A 19,266-nucleotide genomic window follows, 5' to 3' on the forward strand; every position below is an offset into this window, starting at 1 on the left:
GTTCGAGCAGAAAGATTGAAAGGCTAGACTTTATAGCTGCATTGTTAGAAGGTTACCAGTCATGCCGCGTGCTTATCCAAGGTAACTTAACCGCATGGATTCCGCAACATGGAAGAGTTTGCACATAATGAATATGCACAGAGGATAACGCGTTTATATGCAGCAATTTGATTACATTATCCCGTTTATCAGCATCATTTATGGCATTGCGATAGCTGATCTGCTTTCTAGCATTTATAGACTGGTCGAAGAACGCCAGCACGTGCGTATGCACCCAGTGCCTTTCGTGTGGGCGGCGGTCTGTTTTACCGCTATCATCAATGGATGGTGGGCATTTTTTCAGATTATGGAAAATTTCAAAGTTACCAGTGCAGGTAACCTTTTTGTATTGAGTCTACTTCCTACATTAACCTTTTTGTTTAGCTCAGCAGTATTGCCAAATCGCATAGGCGAGAGTTGCGATCTTTGGCAGTTCTACCGTAAGAACAGAGTGATTTTTTTTAGTACCTTCGCTGCGTATTTATTAAGTGTCCCTATCATTTTGTACGGTTTATTCGATCACTTTAATCAACTATACGTTATCAGCCAACTGGTCGGTTGTTTGTTGCTATTTTTATGTATAACGATAGAAAAACCGTGGCTGCACTGGATAATTTCACTTTACTTTGCGTACAATATTGGCGCAGGATTATTTAATCAGACTTTGACTAATCTTGCATAATCCCGTGGTGATGTGTTAATAGTAGCGACATCCAGCTAAAGGAAAACGGTATTCCTCATTGCAGACTGCGTTCAAAAGGAAAGAACGTAGAAAGCGTCTTAGCAAACCCACATCTGAATGAACTGACCGAGAAACTCTCCCCTTCAGAGCATTTGTGCGTTAAAACCCTTAGAGGTTATCCACAGGCCTTTTTACGAAACAGAGATAATGTAATTTATTCGTGGTTACCGTCGTAATCTCGCTCTACCCTGGCTATGGGTGTTTCAAACGCTGAGCACCATTTTTCACGACCTAATGTTTGCGTGATGATATGTTCAGCATTTTCTTTCCAAAGTCTTAGGGAAGACAGTTCAGTCCAATATCAAACCGCCATCCCCACATCTTTTCTTGAAGACTCTACGCTAAGAAAGCCAGGTTGCTGCATTGCCATCTCAACCATTTTATCAGCCCCCTTGGCATCGTCTTCGATTTTAGTAGATTGGTGTGAGGTGAACACAACAGCGTAATACCGTGGAGTTGGAGTGTTCGCAATCAAAGTCATAGTTACAAGTGCCAAATACGCCTAGTTCACCCTTGCGTGCGAGAAAGATGTTAGTTCGAATCTTTTTCTTCAATCTACAAAACAAGGATACTATCGAGATTACTGGGTCAGACCGGCATGTTGTAAATATTAATATAACGTCTTTATCCACTTTTCTTCAGTGATAAAGCTCCAATGCCAACTTTTCCACTTCTCATCTAAACCCACCGTTACGATCTCTTCTACACTTTTACCTTCCGCTTTGTGCTTCTCGACAAAGGCTTTGGTTTGCTCAATCATGGCAAGAAAATTCTGGTAATCCTCTTTGTTTGCTATTGGGCCGTGTCCCGGTATGATTTTAGTGGTGTCGTTAATTTTTGCTAGCAGGCTCTTTACCGACTCTATATACCCTTTTACCGAGCCACCAGATTGCAGATCGATATACGGAAAGAGGCCGTTAAAAAATAAATCGCCGGTGTGCAGGATATTAGGTTCCTTTATCCAGACCACACTGTCACCATCCGTATGCCCGTCGGGAAGATGAATTATTTCCAGCGTTTCATTATTAAAATGAATTTTAATGCCATCCTGATAGGTCACTACTGGCAGTGCGGCGTCATCTACCTTTTCATCCGACAGTAACCTTACCCTTACATTTTCATGTGCCATGATGGTGCTATCTTTATGAGTGTGAAACCAGCTGTTGCCACCGGTATGGTCACCGTGAAAATGGGTATTGATGATAAATTTTGGTGCGTCGCTACCAAGTTTTGAAAGGGTAGCGGCAATTTTTTCAGCTAAGGGTTCGTATTGATCGTCAATGATAAGGAGCCCATCTTCACCAGCAGAAACACCAATGTTTCCACCCTGCCCCGATAACATATGAATTGAACCACCTAATGAAGTGTCTTTGATTTCAGTATCTGCGAATCTGTCTGTGGCAATGGCAGAAAACGATATTACCGACACTAATGCTGCTATGAATTGTTGGCGTAGGCGCATGATATTCCTTAATTTAAACTATTGAGTTGGTATCACTGTAGTTGAAAGTTTTATTTACAGCCAATATCCAGATTATTCTTTTACGTAAGCAAATCGCGGGACATGCCGACCATTCAGGCAAACCGTCTCACAAAACATCGCTAATGGTCTTACCCAAAGTGCCTGTTCGCCATAACAGGGCTTATAGACCACTACTAATTCATCTGTCTCAGAATGTCTTGCCACACCCAATACCTGATACTCATTGCCTTTATAGTGCCGGTACAATCCGGGTAGCGGGTGACTGTTGTTATTTTTCATATTGTCGTATCCAAAGGTAAAATCAGTTGTTCGAATGGCGTATTTTCGGCCAGGCTGATGTGTAAACCTACTAACCTGATTGCGCGCTGCTGTGCGCGTTGAAAGGCTTCCTCCAGCAAGCTGTTAAAATAAGGCAGTGATAATTGAGTATGCTTATGTTCAACAGTGGTTAACTGAAAGTCGTTAAATTTAAGCTTAACACCCAATGACTTAATCCGGATAGCTTGGCCTGAGCGTGACTCGTAACTGTGGACCCGCTTTTGTATTTTCTCAAATAAACCCGGCAATAATTGTTCACATTCGCTGAGGGTGTGAATATCTTCACGCAATGTACGCTCAACCCCGATAGACTTGCGCTCTCTACTGGTGTTAATGCTGCGCTCGTCGACGCCGTGCGCACGGTTGTACAGGACTACGCCAAACTTACCCAGCTCTTTTTGTAAGCGTTCAAACGGATAGTGGCGTACATCTTCGCAGGTATTCAAGCCTAACCTGCTTAACTTTTGCACTGTCACTTTGCCCACCCCTGGTATTTTTCCTAATGGTAACCTGCGTACGAACTCATCCAGTCGATCAGGTGTGACCACGCACAACCCATCCGGTTTGTTTTCATCACTGGCAATTTTTGCCACAAATTTACACGACGCAACGCCTGCTGAAGCTGTGAGATGCAATTCTTCTTTTATGCGCCGTCTTATATCTTCTGCAATTCGCGTGGCACTACCCGAGAAAAGCTTTACATGAGTGACATCAAGGTAGGCTTCGTCCAATGAGAGGGGCTCGATTAAATCGGTATAGTCAGCAAATATTTGTCTAATTTTCTGTGATTCACGGACGTAGACCTCCATCCGTCCTTTAATAAGTATCAAATTAGGACATAATCTTAATGCGTACGCAGTCGCCATGGCGGAACGTATACCAAATTTTCGCGCTGGATAGTTACAGGTGGAAATAACGCCCCTGCCCTTAGCGCTGCCGCCTATCGCAATGGGTACGTCTTTAAGGGCCGGGTTGTCACGCATTTCAACCGCCGCATAAAAGCAGTCCATATCTACGTGAATAATTTTTCGCACAAAACGCCCAGATCAACTGTACACAAAGACAGTATTATAGGGTAATTTTGGAACAAAAATCACCTTAGCCAGCGAATAAAAAAATAAAAAAAAGGAGTAGGTGCTACTTTCAATGCAGCGCGATAGCTGCATTGAAACTATAATATCTGGTTTTGCTTCCATTCATCTAATTTTTTTTGACGGGCTTCTTCTTTCTCCATACGGGCTTTTTTGCGATCACAGGGTTCTGGGCAATCGCATGCTTTTTCAATTCCTAATGCCCCCAAGCCACCGCAACTGCCTGAGATACTTTTTCGCTGCACTACAAAACCTATGGCCATGGCAAAGACCATGGTCAAAAAGAAAACGAATGCCAGAATAAATGTCGACATTAAAAACCTCTCTAATCGTGCATTTCAACAATGCGGTTAAATTCTTCAGAGGCATACTCTTCAAATTCACCAGCATTTTTACGAATTAAATAAACCGCGAGTTTATACTCTTCTGCTAATGCTTTCGCCTCATTCCAGCCAATAACATTAAATGCGGTGGCGAGCCCATCGGCGGTCATTGATGATTTATCGACCACTGTCACGGAAACTAAATTATGTTGTATAGGTTTGCCGGTGCGCGGATCAATCAGATGTGAATAGCGAACACCATCCTGTTCGTAGAAATTACGATAATCACCTGACGTAGCTATCGCATGTTCACCAATTGAGACAATTCGTTGAACATTGCGTTCATTAGATACCGGTTTTTCAATCGCAATCAGCCATTCTTTGCCATTTCCTCGATGCCCGGAAACGCGCATTTCACCGCCGATCTCAACAAGATAATTTTTCAGACCATTGTCTTCCAGTATCGCAACAACCTCATCCACCCCATATCCTTTAGCTATGGTGGACAGGTCAACATACACCATAGGGTGCAACTTTTTAAGCGTGGTCCCATTCAGCTTGATTTTGTCAAGCCCAACGTATTCTCTTACTGCACTGATAGTTTCATTATCAGGCGTACGCTCAGGACGCTTGTTCGGCCCAAATCCCCACAAATTTACCAGCGGACCAACTGTAATATCCAGCACGCCGTTACTTAACTCTCCCAGTCTCAACGCTTCTGCTATCACCGCGGATGTTTCTTTGGATAAAGTCACAGGATCGGTAAAGCGATTTTGATTGAAACGTGACAACTCAGAGGTCGGATCGTACGTTGACATCAACTTATTGATTTGCGCCAAACGCAAGTCGATTTGTTCTTGCAGGCCATTTATTTCACCTTGTTCAGCGACCACGTATTTAACGTTATAGGTCGTCCCCATAGTTTTGCCTTGCAGATGCACTACGGGTAAGGTGTTACCACTACAGCCAACTAAAATAAAAAGTGTCGCAAGCCATAAACTGGCTACAAAATTTTGCCTAAACACAATATCTCACTATTGAAGCTAAAAAAGGGGGCCTTACGCCCCCTTCATACTTATTCCTAACCCTGCTTAACCACCAAAGTCATCAAGCATGATATTTTCGTCTTCTACACCGAGATCTTTAAGCATATTGATAACGGCGGCATTCATCATTGGTGGTCCACACATATAGAATTCGCAGTCTTCTGGCGCTGGATGATCTTTCAGGTAATTTTCTAACAAGACCTGGTGAATAAATCCAGTATATCCTTCCCAGTTGTCCTCAGGCTGAGGATCCGACAAGGCTACATGCCATTCAAAGTTATCATTCTCTTTGGCCAGCATGTCGAAATCTTCTACGTAGAACATTTCGCGCAATGAGCGAGCGCCATACCAGAAGCTTATCTTGCGATTCGTTTTAATTCGACGAAGTTGATCGAATATATGCGAGCGCATTGGCGCCATACCGGCGCCACCACCGACAAACACCATTTCAGCTTCAGTCTCTTTGGCAAAGAATTCACCAAACGGACCAGAAATCGTTGCTTTGTCGCCAGCTTTCAAGCTCCAAATGTACGACGACATTTTACCGGCAGGTAACGAAAGATTATTTGGTGGCGGCGTAGCGATACGCACGTTCAACATGATAATGCCTTCTTCTTCCGGGTAATTTGCCATCGAGTATGCACGGATAGTTTCTTCATCTACTTTTGATTCAATATCGAAGAAACCGAAACGCTCCCAGTCGCCACGGAATTTCTCAGGAACCTCAAAATCTTTATATTTCACATGATGAGGTGGCGCTTCAATCTGAATATAACCACCAGCGCGGAAAGGAACGCTTTCACCATTTGGAATTTTAAGTTTCAACTCTTTAATGAAAGTGGCTTTGTTGTCGTTGGAAATAACTTCGCAATCCCACTTCTTGATACCGAACACTTCTTCTGGAAGCTCAATATCCATATCCTGTTTAACAGCAACCTGACAGGATAAGCGACAACCTTCCCGAGCTTCACGTTTCGTGATGTGGTCTAATTCAGTAGGTAAGATTTCCCCTCCCCCTGATTTAACATCCACACGACACTGCCCACATGAGCCGCCGCCACCGCAGGCTGATGATACGAAAATACCAGCGTCAGCAAGTGCACCAAGCAACTTCCCACCCGGCTCAGTGTGAATGGCCTTTTCTGGGTCGTTGTTTATGGTAATTTTAACATCACCACTAGGCACAAGCTTAGACTTGGCGAACATGATGATAAAGACAAGCGCAAGCACGATGGCAATAAACATGCCCACGCCAAGATAGATTTCTACCTGATTCATTTAATTGCTCCCACGCTTGATTAAAGCTGAATACCAGTAAACGACTGGAAGCCAAGGGCCATAAGACCCGCGATCATAAATACTGATCCCAAGCCACGAATACCATCGGGCATATCAGCATATTTAAGTTTTTCACGTACTGCAGCAAGCAGAACAATTGCAATTGCCCAACCAAAGCCACTACCAATACCGTAAACAATACTCTCGGTGAAGTTATACTCGCGTTGTACAGCAAATGCGACGCCACCAAAGATAGCGCAGTTAACTGTAATTAACGGAAGAAATATACCCAAGGCGTTGTACAGTGCAGGAAAAAACTTGTCCAAGCTCATTTCAAGAATCTGTACCAGTGCAGCAATTACACCGATAAAGGTTAAGAAATTAAGAAAGCTTAAATCGGCGTCAGGGAAGCCTGCCCACGCTAACGCGCCAGGGGCAAGAATGTTGACATAAATTATCTGGTTAACCGGCACTGAAATACCCAGTACCACGATTACCGCTACCCCTAGTCCCATTGCAGTTTTTACTTTCTTTGAAACCGCAAGGAAAGTACACATCCCTAAAAACAGGGATAACGCCATGTTTTCAACGAAAACCGAGCGAACAAATAAAGATAAATAATATTCCATAACTTATTCCTTAGGCTCGACTTGCTCTGGACGGATGGTACGGATGAACCAGATCATTCCTGCAATCAAGAAGAATGAGCTAAACGGAAGAATTAACAACCCGTTACCCTGGTACCAGCCCCCATTTTGAACCAACGGCAGAATTTCAAAGCCTAAAATGGTACCAAAACCAAATAACTCTTTGATAGTGCCAATGACAATCAGGATAAAGGAATATCCTAAACCGTTACCGATGCCATCTAAGAAGCTCATAAGAGGTGGACTCTTCATGGCGTAGGCTTCAGCCCGCCCCATTACGATACAGTTGGTAATGATAAGTCCAACGAACACCGAAAGCTGTTTTGAAATCTCATAGGAGTAAGCTTTAAGTATTTGATCCACAACAATTACCAACGAAGCAATGATGGTCATCTGAATGATGATTCTCACACTGGAAGGTATCTGATTACGAATAAGTGAAATAAATAAGTTAGAAAACGCCACCACTGTTGTTAATGCCAATGACATAACAAGAGCAGTTTCTAACTTAGTAGTAATAGCCAACGCAGAACAGATACCCAGTACCTGTAATGCGATGGGGTTATTATCAAGAATCGGCCCAAAGAGAGCCTTTTTCATTTCTTTAGCGTCTGCCATGAAAAGCTCCCCTTATGAACGCCATGCTTGTTTCTTCAAAAACGGACCAAAGCCGTTTTCACCAACCCAGTAACGAATGGTGTTTTCCACACCGTTACTGGTCAAAGTTGCACCTGATAGACCATCAACCGCGTACGGATCATCCGGATTAGCACTTTTCTTTACCCGAATGGCGACATCACCATCTTCGTAAAGTTTTTTTCCTTCCCACTTCTCTTGCCAGGAAGGGTTTTGCACTTCACCACCTAATCCAGGTGTTTCTTTCTGTTGATAATAGACCAGCTCCGCTACAGTTTCGCCGTCCGCTTCAACCGCTAAAAAGCCGTACATCAAGTCCCATAATCCACTACCATGTACAGGAAGAATAATGCGATTTACCTCATTACCCTCTTTAACCAGCCACACAGAGGCAACATTGGCGCGGCGTTGGAAGCCAACATTGCTCCCTTCTACCTTTGTGCTCCAGTTTGCTTGCTTAGCAGCCTTGTACATATCGTAATCAGGGGTTGGCGCTTCGGTAAATTCCCCAGTATCCAGATCAACATAATGTTGCTCAACATTTTCACTGTATACCGATTCTATCTGACTTCCACTCATCCCCATTTCATAAAGACCAGCGGCAGCCAAAATATTCGATTTTTTATCCAATGCAGCGTTAGTTTCTTGAATAGAGCGTAAGCCTACTGCTGCACCAGATACAACGATGGAACAAACTAAACAAACGGCAACAACGATGCCGATTGTTTTTCCTAAAGATTCTTTTTTAGCCGACACGTGCTAACCTCCGCTTGATATTGCTTTGCGCGACGAAATAGTCAAACAACGGCGCCCATAAGTTTGCAAATAGAATGGCTAACATAACCCCTTCTGGGAACGCAGGGTTAAGCACACGGATTAGTACCGTCATCACACCAATAAATATACCGAATGCCCATTTACCTTTATTGGTAAACGCTGCAGATACAGGGTCAGTTGCCATAAAGAACATAGCAAACGCTAAGCCCCCCACCACAAAGTGCCAATGTGCAGGCATGGCAAACATAGGATTGGTATCGCTTCCGATAAAATTAAGTAAAGAAGCAAAGGCAAGTACACCCACTGCGACGCCCGCAACAATACGCCAACTGGCTATTCGCATATAAAGTATAAATAGGCCACCCAGGATGATAGCTAAGGTGGAAACTTCACCAGCTGAGCCTTGAATGAAACCATAGAAGCTATCCCACCACATGTTCATGTCAGAGTAGTCAATGGTGCCAGATGCAGCTTGGCTCAGAGCGGTTGCGCCAGAATAGCCATCAGCAGCAACCCAAACCTGATCACCTGAAATCTGCACAGGATAGGCAAAGTATAGGAATGCACGGCCAGCCAACGCAGGGTTAAGGAAGTTACGACCGGTACCGCCAAAGACTTCTTTAGCGATAACTACCCCAAAAGTAATCCCCAACGCTACTTGCCACAAAGGAATGGTTGCCGGTAGCGTTAGTGCGAACAATACGGATGTTACGAAGAACCCTTCGTTCACCTCATGTTTTCTGACGGACGCAAACAAGACTTCCCAGAAGCCACCCACGATAAACGTGACGGCATAAATAGGTAACCAGAAACAGGCACCATACAGGAATAAGCCAAGGCCACCCGCATTAGTTAAATCCCCACCCAAGGCAGTGAAAAGTGCTGCCTGCCATGTATCGGGTAATGTTCCTGCTCCTGCCACTAGTGCTTCTTGAGCCTGGAAACCAATATTGTACATACCAAAAAACATAGCTGGGAATGTCGCCATCCATACCATGATCATAATACGTTTGAGGTCGATACTGTCACGAACGTGCGTGCCGGCCTTATTAACTTTACCTGGAGTATAAAAAATGGTGGCCGCTGCTTCATAAAGCGCGTACCACTTTTCATACTTTCCACCTGGTTCAAAATCAGGTTCGATTTTTTCTAAATACGCTTTCAAACCCATGAGTTAACCCTCTTTCTCGATCTTGGTTAAACAGTTACGCAGAATAGGGCCGTAATTGTATTTGCCTGGACAAACGTAAGTACAAAGTGCCAAATCTTCTTCGTCTAACTCTAAGCACCCCATTTGCTGTGCACTGTCGGTATCACCCGAAATCAGATCACGCAGTAACAATGTGGGCAGGATATCTAATGGCATAACCCGCTCATAATTACCAATTGGCACCATTGAACGTTCTGATCCATTAGTTGACGTAGTCATATCGTAAGTTTTATTGCTCAGGTGTCCCAAATAGGCATTAGTCACTGAATGCATGTCTGAGCCAGGCGATAACCAACCAAATAACTTCTTCTCACGTCCTTCCTTAAGTAAGGACACCTGAAGGTGGAAACGACCAAGGAAACCATGTACACCCTGTGCTGTAGTACCATATAAAACAGAGCCAGAAACCACTCGAACATCGCCTTCCACTACTTCATTCATGGTTAATTCGGTAATGTCAGCGCCAATTACTGTGCGTATAAGACGGGGGTTTGCTGCCGCCGGTCCACCTAAGGCCACGACTCGACGATTATCCAACTCACCTGTTTTTAATAAAGCGCCAATCGCCATCACATCTTGATAGTTGATGTGCCAAACGATTTTCTTTGGCCCAGCAGCATCTAAAAAGTGAATGTGGGTGCCTACCAAACCAGCTGGGTGAGGCCCACCAAACTCTTCTACATCGACTGCTGCATCGCCGGTGGCTACGTTTGAGCCGGCTGCTTTCGACACATAAACTTTACCACCACTCAACACCGTCATGGCTTTTAAACCATGAATAAAGTCTTGTTCACGTTCAGCAATAATAGGTGCCGGATCTGCTGCTAATGGGTTGGTATCCATTGCATTGACAAAAATAGCGGCTGGGATTGAATCAAGCGCAGGGGCCTTACTAAAAGGACGTGTACGCAATGCCGTCCACATGCCGGAGTCAACCAGGGTCTGCTGGAGCTCCGTTCGGGATGCATTCGCAATGTCAGATTCTGAAATCGTAGGGAAGCCCACTTTCTCATCACCTTGCACCTTGATCACAACTGACTGGAGTACACGCTTGGCGCCACGGTTAACTTCAACCACTTCACCAGCAGCAGGCGCGGTAAATTTAACGCCAGGATTCTTTTTGTCTTCAAAAAGCATCTGGCCTTTCTTTACCTGATCACCTACCTGAACGTGCATCGTTGGGCGCATGCCCACATATTCTTCTCCCAGAATGGCAACGCGCGTCACAGCAACTCCTTCGGAGATTTGCTGCTCAGGCGCTCCCTTGATAGGGAGGTCGAGACCTTTCTTGATTTTTATCATATGTATTTGCACTACTCTAATTTAAAAATACCCTTTCGCATGACCGCTAAACTGCGAACGCTTATGCAAAAAAGCACTATCGACCTAAAAACATAGCTTAGTTAAGACATACTGGCTACACAGTTTTACCCCAGAACAAATATTCCCGGTGATACTTGATCACTGCCTACGAATGTTGTGGAGCTTATGCTTGTCAGCAACGTCGTCCCTGATTTGGCGTAGCTAAGCATGAGAAAAGCTATATCTTATGAGGAGTAAACAAAAGTACCCCTACTTAATTTCGGGATTTTAGCATTAACCAGCCACTTTGTGCCATGCAAATAATGGATAAACAGCCATTTTTTTAATCAGCACCTGTTAATTTTGTTTTCCGCAAAGGAATGTAATGGGTTGGCGTGGTGGAAATAAAATGACCTGCGCTAGGGCAGGTCATTCGGTGTGAGGTAAAACAGATTACCAGTTTACCATGGGGTCAACGTCTTGCTCATAGTCAACCGAGTCGATATCAAAGCCAAACAGCTTTAAAAACTCGTGGTTGTAACCTTTATAATCACTCAGCTGATGAAAATTTTCTTGTGTAGTCTGGTCCCACAAAGCTTTGATTTTAGCCTGAGTCTGATCATTGGTTTCCTTACCATCCATGCGGTAGCGGTTTTGTTCGTCCAGCGTAGGATTGTCTCCATACAAGCACTCGTTAAACAAGCCCTGTATCTGTTCAATACAGCCCTCATGGGTACCTTCTTCTTTCATCACTTTGTAGATCAATGAAATATAAAGGGGCATCACCGGAATAGCAGAACTCGCCTGGGTGACCAAGGCTTTTAAAGATGAAACATGTGCTTCAACGGACAATTCACTATGTTTACTGTTGATTGCAGCCGCCGCACGATCCAAGTCTTCCTTCGCTTTACCGATAGTGGCTTGACCATAAATAGGCCAGGTCAATTCTTTACCAATATACGTATAAGCAGTGGTTTTAGCGCCGTCAGCTAATACATCTGCGTCCGCCAGCGCATTAAGCCAACGCTCCCAGTCCTCCCCGCCCATCACTTTAATTGTATGGGCGATTTCTTCATCCGTGGCAGGCTCAAGACTGACCTCATGGACCTTGTCCTTATCCGTATCATAAGTTTTAGTGGTATATGCCTGACCCACGGGTTTAAGGGTCGACTTATACGTAATTCCAGATTCTGGATCAGTGCGACGTGGCGAAGCCAGACTGTAAATGACAAGATCAACCTTGCCCAAATCTGCCTTAATTTTATCGATCACCTGGTTTTTCATCTCATCTGAAAACGCATCGCCATTCAGGGTATCCGCATACAGACCAGCGCTCCTTGCCTCTTGATGAAATGCAGCCGTGTTATACCAGCCTGCTGTGCCCGTTTTTCTATCTGTTGGTGCTTTCTCAAAACATATCCCAAGCGTCTTTGCACCATACCCGAATGCGGCGGTGATACGCGAAGCTAAACCGTAACCCGTAGAGCACCCTATCACTAATACATTTTTGGGCCCCTCGGCATCAGGTTTATGCTGTTGAACATAATTAATTTGCTCTTTAACAGCAGCGGCACAACCCACCGGATGGGCATTCGTACAAATAAAGCCTCGTACTTTCGGCTTAATTACCATAACTATTTATCCTTTGCTTAGATGCGGCTATTGTATGCATGCAATCGATGATAACAACTCGGAGCAGCTCGTTATCGGCGCAAATTGAAATACGCCTGCTCCGAAAGCCCATTATAATGGGCAATTCGTTGATAAAAATCCTCGTACGACTGGTACACTTTTTTAAACGTTGCATCTTGGGAAGATTTTTCAGCAAGCACTTCTTTTGTTGCCGCTTTAAGTGCTTGCAGCACATCATCAGGCAACTTTTTAACGGTTACCCCATGTTCATTAGTTAATTTGCGCATAGCCTGGACATTTCGCGCCACGTATTCGCTTAAAATTTCCTGGTTTACCGCTTTAGTGGCCACCTCGATAATTTTTTTCAAATGAGGTGGCAGTGCCGTCAAGGCTTCTTTGTTGACAAGAAATTCGAGGTTTGCACCAGGTTCATGCCAAGGGGTGGTGTAATAGAACTTGGCTGCTCTAAATAAGCCGAACGCTAGATCGTTATACGGGCCTACCCACTCTGAAGCATCGATGGCACCGGTCTGGAGAGCCACAAATATCTCCCCACCAGTGAGCGAAACAGGGACGCCACCGACTTTTCTAAAGACCTCTCCACCTAACCCAGGTATCCGCATTTTCAGGCCAGTTAAATCATCAACACTGTTGATCTCGCGTTTAAACCATCCGGCCATTTGGGCGCCGGTGTTGCCTCCTGGGTAGGGGATAACTCCAAAAGGAGCATATAGTTCCCGCCATAATTCCATACCGCCGCCATAGTCGAGCCAGGCATTCATCTCCGAGGCATTCATGCCAAACGGAATTGCTGCAAATATTGGCGCGGCGGGCATTTTACCCTTCCAATAATACGCACCTGAGTGGCCCATTTGAGCGGTTCCCTGCGAGACCGCATCAAATACCTCAAACCCTGGTACCAGCTCCCCTGCACCGTAAACTTTAATTTTCAGCTGTCCTGCTGACATTTCATCCACATATTTTGCGAAGAGCTCTGGAGCGTGACCTAAGCCGGGGAAGTTTTTAGGCCACGAAGTGACTAATTTCCATTCGTAGTTTTTCACCTCCACCAACTCTTCCGATGTGGGTTCGGTCGCCTTTTCAGAACAAGCCTGAAGTAGAGAGAGTGTAATGAGAATAAAGATTATTTTTATTTTGTGCATGGTGTTTTCCGGTTATCCATATAGCCAATCTGGTAATGCTGTGACCAGTGTCGGCCAGATAGCAAGCGCTATTAATAACATAATTTGTATGAATATAAAGGGTATTACTCCGCGGTATATATCTCCAGTGGCGACATTTGCTGGGGCCACCCCTCGTAAATAAAACAATGCAAAACCAAAGGGTGGAGTTAAAAAGGAGGTTTGTAAATTTACCGCCAGCATAATTCCAAGCCAAATAGGATCGACCCCCATGGTAAGCAAAACCGGCGCGATTATGGGCACCACCACAAATGTAATTTCGATGAAGTCCAGGATAAACCCTAGGATAAACACCACCAACATAACCAATACCATCGCAGCGAAGATGCCACCGGGTAAATCAGATAAAAAACCGTGTACGAGCTCTTCACCACCAAAGCCACGAAAAACTAAAGAAAAGATAGATGCGCCGATAAGGATTAAAAATACCATCGACGTAATTTTAGTCGTTTCCAACATCACTTCGCGCAGCCTGGAGACAGACATCTTCTGCTGAGCGAGCGCTAACACTAATGCGCCCATTGCCCCTACGCCGGCAGCTTCAGTCGGGGTTGCGAACCCACCCAGGATAGATCCTAATACGATAAATATCAGAATGAGGGGCGGTAACAAAGAAGTAAGCAATTTCTTGATAGCTAATGTTGTTTCGCTATTCATATCTTCCGCAGTGGGCATGGCGGTTTTAGATAAAAAAGACATAGCTAGCACGTATATCAGATACATCCCAACTAAGAGCATTCCAGGCACTATCGCCCCGACAAACAAGTCACCTACCGATACCGAATCAGGTGAAAATATGCCCATGGATAACTGCGCCTTTTGGTATGCACTGGATAACACGTCGCCAAGTAAAACCAAGGCAATAGAGGGTGGAATAATTTGTCCCAAGGTACCCGTCGCACAAATAGCACCACTGGCAAACGAAGGACTATAGCCACGCTTTAACATCGCCGGTAAGGAAAGCAATCCCATGGTAACAACTGTGGCACCGACTATTCCGGTACTGGCAGCCAGCAGCATGCCAACGAGAACAACTGAGACCGCCATACCTGACTTAAAACGTCCAAAAAGCTGTGCCATAGAAACCAGTAAGGCCTCGGCCACTTTCGACTTTTCCAACACTATGCCCATAAAGATAAATAGCGGTACTGCCATTAGTGTCTGGTTGGTGAGAATGCCGTAAAACCGACTGGGAAGGGCATTTAAGTAGCTAGGGTCAAAACTTCCCGACCACACCCCAATTCCAGCAAAAATCAAGGAGGTACCGGCGAGCGTTAACGCCACGGGGTACCCAAACAATAATACAAAACAAATAACTAAAAAGAGAACGACTGCCATCCACTCCATTGCTGTTCCTGTTACTTGGTTAAATTAATAAGTTGGGTGACACTGTTTATCAGCATGCTAACTCCTTGCAAAAAAAGCAGAAGAGCCCCTAGTGGAATCAGCGTTTTGAGTAAAAATACTAGCGGCAGCCCCCCCGCTTCCTGCGAGGTCTCCAACAAACTCCATGATTCAGTAACGTAAGGCAGGCTGTAAAAGAAGATAAAAATACATACGGGGAAAAGCAGCACTAGCGTACCCACGGCATCAATCCAACACTTATTCTTTGGGGACATCTTGCGGTAAAATACATCCACCCGCACATGCCCATCTTCGGCTAAAGTGAAAGCGATGCCGATCATAAATACGGCCGCATGCAGATACATCACTGATTCCTGCATGGCTATCCAGCCAACGCCGACCCCATAACGCAGCACCACAATAGCGAATGTGATCAGCACCATCAGCAATGTTGCCACGCTGATCCAAATGCAAAGCGCACGATTTATCTGTGTGATTCGCCGACTAATCAGCATAACGTTTCCGGCCGAAGCCGAGGGAGAAGACATGAACCCTAACCTGATATTAACGAGTGATTAACAAGGCTGACTAGGGTAATGGCAAATGGAGGCTTTGCCAACTGTTGAACAGCTACCTGATTAAAATAATTCAGGTAGCTGCAGGATTTATAAATTAACCTAGGATATCAAGCAATTCCACATCGAAAACCAATGTGCTATAAGGCTTAATTGCCGCACCTGCACCTTGTTCACCATAGGCAAGTTGCTGTGGAATAGTCAATTTCCACTTCGCCCCAACGGGCATCATCTGCAGTGCTTCGGTCCAGCCTTTGATCACGCCGTTTACTGGGAATTCTGCGGGTTGACCACGCTGATATGAACTATCAAACACAGTGCCGTCGATAAGTTCACCGTGATAATGCACGCGCACGGTGCTATTAGCATTAGGCTTTTCACCATTGCCGGCTTCAACGACTTCATACTGCAATCCAGATTCAGTCACTGATACCTCGTCGCGTTTTGCGTTTTCAGCTAAGAATGTTTCATTCTCAGCAATTACCGCTTTGTTTTGTTCGGCTTTTTCCGCCTGCATACGTTGATGGATTGCTCCAAACGCATCCCGAAGCTGTTCGTTGTCTACCTGTTGGCTTTCACCGTTAAACGCATCACGCAAACCTTCTACAACAGCGTCTAATGCCAGCCCGTCAAATGGATTGGATTTTAACTGCTCGCCCATTTGCCAGCCGATACCGTAACTTGCCTGAGATTCAATTGAAGAAAATTTATCTGACACATTTACTCCTGAAATTTTATTACATTTTTTGAATGATAAATAATCGATATAATTAATAATTATGCTGACTATTTGTAAGCGGGCCACATTATAACACAGTCCTCGCCACCCTGCGCCCACATTGCCTGAAATAGATTTGAACCAAACTAAAGAGATTAATTTATAACTGAAAGTGGTTAGACATCAGCGTTTACACACAGTAAGGTGAATAGCAGGCAAGCAGGAGGAAACAATGCAATCACACTATGATGCTGAACTTAAAGATACTGTGCGATATCTGGGCACAGTGCTCGGACAAACGATTAAAGCACAACTGGGTCAAGAGTGGCTGGATCGGATAGAGACCATCCGCAAAGACGGACGAGCATCATATCAGGGTGAAGGCACAGCCTCTGAAAATCTGAAAGAAATTTTCAAAAACATGGCTGACGCTGATTTATTGACGGTGGGCAGAGCATTTGCCCAGTTTTTGAATCTGGGTAATATTGCCGAGCAAGAATATAACAGTGCAATGAATGTTGATGCTTCCATCGACACCCTGTTCGCGCATGTTGATAAAGCAAACCTGTCACCCGAAAAAGTATTACAAGCGGTCAGTAAACTTAATATTGATATGGTATTAACAGCTCATCCTACCGAAGTTACTCGCCGTACTCTCATCCATAAGCACAAAGAGCTGGCCAGTTGCCTGCAGTCGATTCATCAGGAAACGCTGACAGATTATGAGCGTTCACGTGTCGAAACCCGCATTGCAGATTTGATTAGCCAGGCGTGGCACACGGAAGAAATTCGCTCGGTGCGTCCTACGCCCGTTGATGAAGCGCGGTGGGGCTTCTCTGTTATTGAAAACTCGCTTTGGGAAGCGGTACCTGAGTTTTTACGTGAGTTAGACGAACGCCTTGAACAGGAATATAAGGTTTCTTTACCTATTGATGCTTCACCCATTCAGTTCAGTTCTTGGATGGGCGGTGATCGTGATGGTAATCCGTTTGTCACGGCAAAAGTCACCGAGCAGGTATTATTGCTGGCGCGAAAACGTGCGGCGAAATTGTTTGCACAGGATTTAGATAACCTTCAGGTCGAACTGTCGATGTTCGATTGCAACGAGGCGTTACGCGAAGCAGCCGGTGATGCTAATGAGCCATATCGCGCCGTACTGAGGCCCTTATTGCAGCGATGTGTTGCTACGCGCGATGGGATTTCTGATTATTTGGCCGGTAAAAATGTCGATCCCACAAATTGGATTGAGTCTGACGATGAGTTGCTAGCCCCGCTGACCCTTTGCTACAACTCGCTATGTGACATAGGCATGAAAGTCACGGCAGATGGAAAACTGCTAGACACGATTCGCCGGGTACATAGCTTCGGGGTTCATTTGCTACGTTTAGACATTCGACAGGATTCTGAACGCCACGCAAACGTATTTAGCGAACTTACGCGTTATCTGGGACTAGGAGACTATGCTCAATGGAGTGAGGCGGACAAGCAAGCTTTCTTGTTGCGTGAATTGAGTTCCAAACGCCCGTTATTTCCAACTAACTGGGAGGCTTCGGAAGAAGTACGCGAAGTACTCGATACCTGTAAAATCATTGCGAAACACCGTAAAGACGGCTTTGGCATCTATATTATATCCATGGCTAGTGAGCCGTCCGATGTCCTGGCCGTACAACTTCTTCTACAAGAAAGCGGAGTCACCTGGCCAATGCCGGTAGCGCCACTGTTTGAAACCTTGGATGATTTAAATAATTCTCCAGAGGTGATGCAGCGACTGCTTTCTATCGATTGGTATAGGGGTTACGTAAAAGGCCGTCAATTCGTGATGATCGGCTATTCTGATTCGGCTAAAGATGCCGGCGCACTCGCTGCTGGCTGGGCACAATATGAATCTCAGGAAGCGTTGGTAAAAGTCGCCAATGAGTTTGACGTTACACTTACCTTGTTCCATGGCCGCGGCGGTACAATCGGGCGCGGTGGTTTGCCGGCTCATGCAGCGATCCACTCGCAGCCTCCGGGTTCGTTAGATGGGGGGTTTAGAGTAACCGAACAGGGTGAAACCATTCGCTATAAATTTGGTATGCCTAGACTCGCCAAACGCAGTTTGGGAATCTATACCAGTGCAATTATTGAAGCTATGTTATTCCCACCTCCTGAACCAAAACAGGAATGGCGCGAACTTATTACAAAAATGGCAGCGCTGGGGCGTGACAACTATCGCAAGACGGTACGCAATGATCCTGACTTCGTACCCTATTTCAGAGTGGCTACGCCAGAGCAAGAACTCGGAAAACTGCCTCTTGGTAGCCGCCCCTCAAAACGTAAACCATCAGGGGGAATTGAAAGTCTCCGTGCTATCCCCTGGATATTTGCCTGGGCGCAAACCCGCTTAGTTTTACCTTCATGGCTGGGTGTTATGCGGGCCATTGATGAGGTTAAAGCGGCGAGTAAAGAGGAGGTGGTCAATGAAATGTTCAGAGACTGGCCATTCTACCGTTCCCGTCTTTCTATGTTGGACATGGTGTTTCACAAAGCCGATCCTCGTATCAGCGAAGAATATGATGCGCGACTTGTTCCACAAGAACTACGACATTTTGGTGAGGAGCTGCGTAATGAGCTCAAATCCAGCGTTGCGTCGTTACTCAAACTCACTAACCAGAAATCGATAATGGCGGATGATCCCAGAGGGAAAGAGTCTATGAATATTCGCGCTGGTTACTTGCAACCCTTGCATTTCTTACAAATCGAACTGCTAGAGCGTATTCGAAAACTGCAAGAGGATACTGCTGATACAACGTTAGAAAGAGCGATGATGGTGACCATTGCTGGTATTGCTATTGGAATGCGCAATACCGGTTAAGCATTCTTTCCACCATACCGGTTTGGCAGTAAAAAGACCCCCAGTAATT

General features: G+C 45.1%; 19 protein-coding genes. 2 read left to right on the plus strand and 17 right to left on the minus strand.

Going from position 1 to position 19,266, the window contains the following annotated elements; all coding sequences use genetic code 11:
* Positions 1-157: 157 nt before the first annotated feature.
* Complete coding sequence (locus OPS25_RS14240) at positions 158-721, plus strand: hypothetical protein (RefSeq protein ID WP_265618509.1); 564 nt, start codon at positions 158-160, stop codon at positions 719-721.
* A gap of 361 nt (positions 722-1,082) precedes the next feature.
* Here the strand turns inward: OPS25_RS14240 and OPS25_RS14245 are convergent, their stop codons facing one another.
* The 17 genes from OPS25_RS14245 to OPS25_RS14325 all read right to left on the minus strand — a co-directional run bounded on the left by OPS25_RS14245 (position 1,083) and on the right by OPS25_RS14325 (position 16,363).
* Positions 1,083-1,217 carry a hypothetical protein gene (locus OPS25_RS14245; RefSeq protein WP_265618510.1) on the minus strand — a complete coding sequence of 45 codons (135 nt, stop codon included), beginning with the start codon at positions 1,215-1,217 and terminating at the stop codon, positions 1,083-1,085.
* 174 nt (positions 1,218-1,391) lie between these two features.
* Positions 1,392-2,243, minus strand: coding sequence for an MBL fold metallo-hydrolase (locus tag OPS25_RS14250; RefSeq protein ID WP_265618511.1), 852 nt, complete (start codon positions 2,241-2,243; stop codon positions 1,392-1,394).
* Between the two features lie 72 nt (positions 2,244-2,315).
* Entirely contained in the window at positions 2,316-2,543 is a 228-nt protein-coding gene (locus OPS25_RS14255; RefSeq protein ID WP_265618512.1) for a DUF1653 domain-containing protein, read from the minus strand.
* Complete coding sequence (dinB, locus tag OPS25_RS14260) at positions 2,540-3,616, minus strand: DNA polymerase IV (protein ID WP_265618513.1); 1,077 nt, start codon at positions 3,614-3,616, stop codon at positions 2,540-2,542. Before dinB ends, OPS25_RS14255 begins: the two co-directional genes overlap by 4 nt.
* A 137-nt stretch (positions 3,617-3,753) precedes the next feature.
* A complete protein-coding gene (gene nqrM, locus OPS25_RS14265; RefSeq protein ID WP_265618514.1) occupies positions 3,754-3,987 on the minus strand; it encodes a (Na+)-NQR maturation NqrM in 234 nt (77 codons plus the stop codon).
* A gap of 11 nt (positions 3,988-3,998) precedes the next feature.
* Positions 3,999-5,021, minus strand: a complete 1,023-nt coding sequence (locus OPS25_RS14270) for an FAD:protein FMN transferase (RefSeq protein WP_265618515.1) — start codon at positions 5,019-5,021, stop codon at positions 3,999-4,001.
* Positions 5,022-5,087: 66 nt separating this feature from the next.
* Positions 5,088-6,320: an NADH:ubiquinone reductase (Na(+)-transporting) subunit F gene (nqrF, locus tag OPS25_RS14275; protein WP_265618516.1), complete on the minus strand. Its 1,233-nt coding sequence runs from the start codon at positions 6,318-6,320 to the stop codon at positions 5,088-5,090.
* A gap of 20 nt (positions 6,321-6,340) precedes the next feature.
* On the minus strand, positions 6,341-6,949 hold the full coding sequence (gene nqrE / locus OPS25_RS14280; RefSeq protein ID WP_265618518.1) for an NADH:ubiquinone reductase (Na(+)-transporting) subunit E: 609 nt from the start codon (positions 6,947-6,949) through the stop codon (positions 6,341-6,343).
* Positions 6,950-6,952: 3 nt separating this feature from the next.
* Positions 6,953-7,585 (minus strand): NADH:ubiquinone reductase (Na(+)-transporting) subunit D, encoded by a 633-nt coding sequence (locus tag OPS25_RS14285; RefSeq protein WP_265618519.1) that lies wholly within the window; start codon positions 7,583-7,585, stop codon positions 6,953-6,955.
* A 12-nt stretch (positions 7,586-7,597) separates the two neighbouring features.
* A complete protein-coding gene (locus OPS25_RS14290; protein WP_265618521.1) occupies positions 7,598-8,359 on the minus strand; it encodes a Na(+)-translocating NADH-quinone reductase subunit C in 762 nt (253 codons plus the stop codon).
* Entirely contained in the window at positions 8,349-9,551 is a 1,203-nt protein-coding gene (locus tag OPS25_RS14295; protein ID WP_265618522.1) for an NADH:ubiquinone reductase (Na(+)-transporting) subunit B, read from the minus strand. The genes OPS25_RS14290 and OPS25_RS14295 overlap by 11 nt, the downstream gene beginning before the upstream one ends.
* A gap of 3 nt (positions 9,552-9,554) precedes the next feature.
* A complete protein-coding gene (locus OPS25_RS14300; protein WP_265618524.1) occupies positions 9,555-10,892 on the minus strand; it encodes a Na(+)-translocating NADH-quinone reductase subunit A in 1,338 nt (445 codons plus the stop codon).
* Between the two features lie 453 nt (positions 10,893-11,345).
* Entirely contained in the window at positions 11,346-12,524 is a 1,179-nt protein-coding gene (fabV, locus tag OPS25_RS14305) for an enoyl-ACP reductase FabV (RefSeq protein WP_265618525.1), read from the minus strand.
* Between the two features lie 71 nt (positions 12,525-12,595).
* The gene (locus OPS25_RS14310) at positions 12,596-13,687 is read right to left on the minus strand and encodes a TRAP transporter substrate-binding protein (RefSeq protein ID WP_265618526.1); all 1,092 of its coding nucleotides are present in this window, start codon (positions 13,685-13,687) and stop codon (positions 12,596-12,598) included.
* A 12-nt stretch (positions 13,688-13,699) separates the two neighbouring features.
* Entirely contained in the window at positions 13,700-15,073 is a 1,374-nt protein-coding gene (locus OPS25_RS14315) for a TRAP transporter large permease (RefSeq protein ID WP_265618527.1), read from the minus strand.
* Between the two features lie 11 nt (positions 15,074-15,084).
* Complete coding sequence (locus tag OPS25_RS14320; protein WP_265618528.1) at positions 15,085-15,618, minus strand: TRAP transporter small permease subunit; 534 nt, start codon at positions 15,616-15,618, stop codon at positions 15,085-15,087.
* 124 nt (positions 15,619-15,742) lie between these two features.
* Entirely contained in the window at positions 15,743-16,363 is a 621-nt protein-coding gene (locus tag OPS25_RS14325; protein WP_265618529.1) for an FKBP-type peptidyl-prolyl cis-trans isomerase, read from the minus strand.
* A 232-nt stretch (positions 16,364-16,595) separates the two neighbouring features.
* Here OPS25_RS14325 and ppc point away from each other — a divergent pair, with 232 nt between their 5' ends.
* The gene (gene ppc, locus OPS25_RS14330) at positions 16,596-19,217 is read left to right on the plus strand and encodes a phosphoenolpyruvate carboxylase (protein WP_265618530.1); all 2,622 of its coding nucleotides are present in this window, start codon (positions 16,596-16,598) and stop codon (positions 19,215-19,217) included.
* Positions 19,218-19,266: the final 49 nt, after the last annotated feature.

It is taken from the genome of Alteromonas aquimaris, from assembly GCF_026183695.1.
Lineage (GTDB): Bacteria > Pseudomonadota > Gammaproteobacteria > Enterobacterales > Alteromonadaceae > Alteromonas > Alteromonas aquimaris.

Bases quoted from the DNA above. Each gene is read 5' to 3' on its own strand.
- OPS25_RS14240 (WP_265618509.1), top strand. From the start codon at position 158: ATGCAGCAATTTGATTACATTATCCCGTTTATCAGCATCATTTATGGC.
- OPS25_RS14250 (WP_265618511.1), bottom strand. From the start codon at position 2,243: ATGCGCCTACGCCAACAATTCATAGCAGCATTAGTGTCGGTAATATCG.
- OPS25_RS14255 (WP_265618512.1), bottom strand. From the start codon at position 2,543: ATGAAAAATAACAACAGTCACCCGCTACCCGGATTGTACCGGCACTAT.
- nqrM (WP_265618514.1), bottom strand. From the start codon at position 3,987: ATGTCGACATTTATTCTGGCATTCGTTTTCTTTTTGACCATGGTCTTT.
- nqrF (WP_265618516.1), bottom strand. From the start codon at position 6,320: ATGAATCAGGTAGAAATCTATCTTGGCGTGGGCATGTTTATTGCCATC.
- nqrE (WP_265618518.1), bottom strand. From the start codon at position 6,949: ATGGAATATTATTTATCTTTATTTGTTCGCTCGGTTTTCGTTGAAAAC.
- OPS25_RS14285 (WP_265618519.1), bottom strand. From the start codon at position 7,585: ATGGCAGACGCTAAAGAAATGAAAAAGGCTCTCTTTGGGCCGATTCTT.
- OPS25_RS14295 (WP_265618522.1), bottom strand. From the start codon at position 9,551: ATGGGTTTGAAAGCGTATTTAGAAAAAATCGAACCTGATTTTGAACCA.
- OPS25_RS14300 (WP_265618524.1), bottom strand. From the start codon at position 10,892: ATGATAAAAATCAAGAAAGGTCTCGACCTCCCTATCAAGGGAGCGCCT.
- fabV (WP_265618525.1), bottom strand. From the start codon at position 12,524: ATGGTAATTAAGCCGAAAGTACGAGGCTTTATTTGTACGAATGCCCAT.
- OPS25_RS14310 (WP_265618526.1), bottom strand. From the start codon at position 13,687: ATGCACAAAATAAAAATAATCTTTATTCTCATTACACTCTCTCTACTT.
- OPS25_RS14315 (WP_265618527.1), bottom strand. From the start codon at position 15,073: ATGGAGTGGATGGCAGTCGTTCTCTTTTTAGTTATTTGTTTTGTATTA.
- OPS25_RS14320 (WP_265618528.1), bottom strand. From the start codon at position 15,618: ATGTCTTCTCCCTCGGCTTCGGCCGGAAACGTTATGCTGATTAGTCGG.
- ppc (WP_265618530.1), top strand. From the start codon at position 16,596: ATGCAATCACACTATGATGCTGAACTTAAAGATACTGTGCGATATCTG.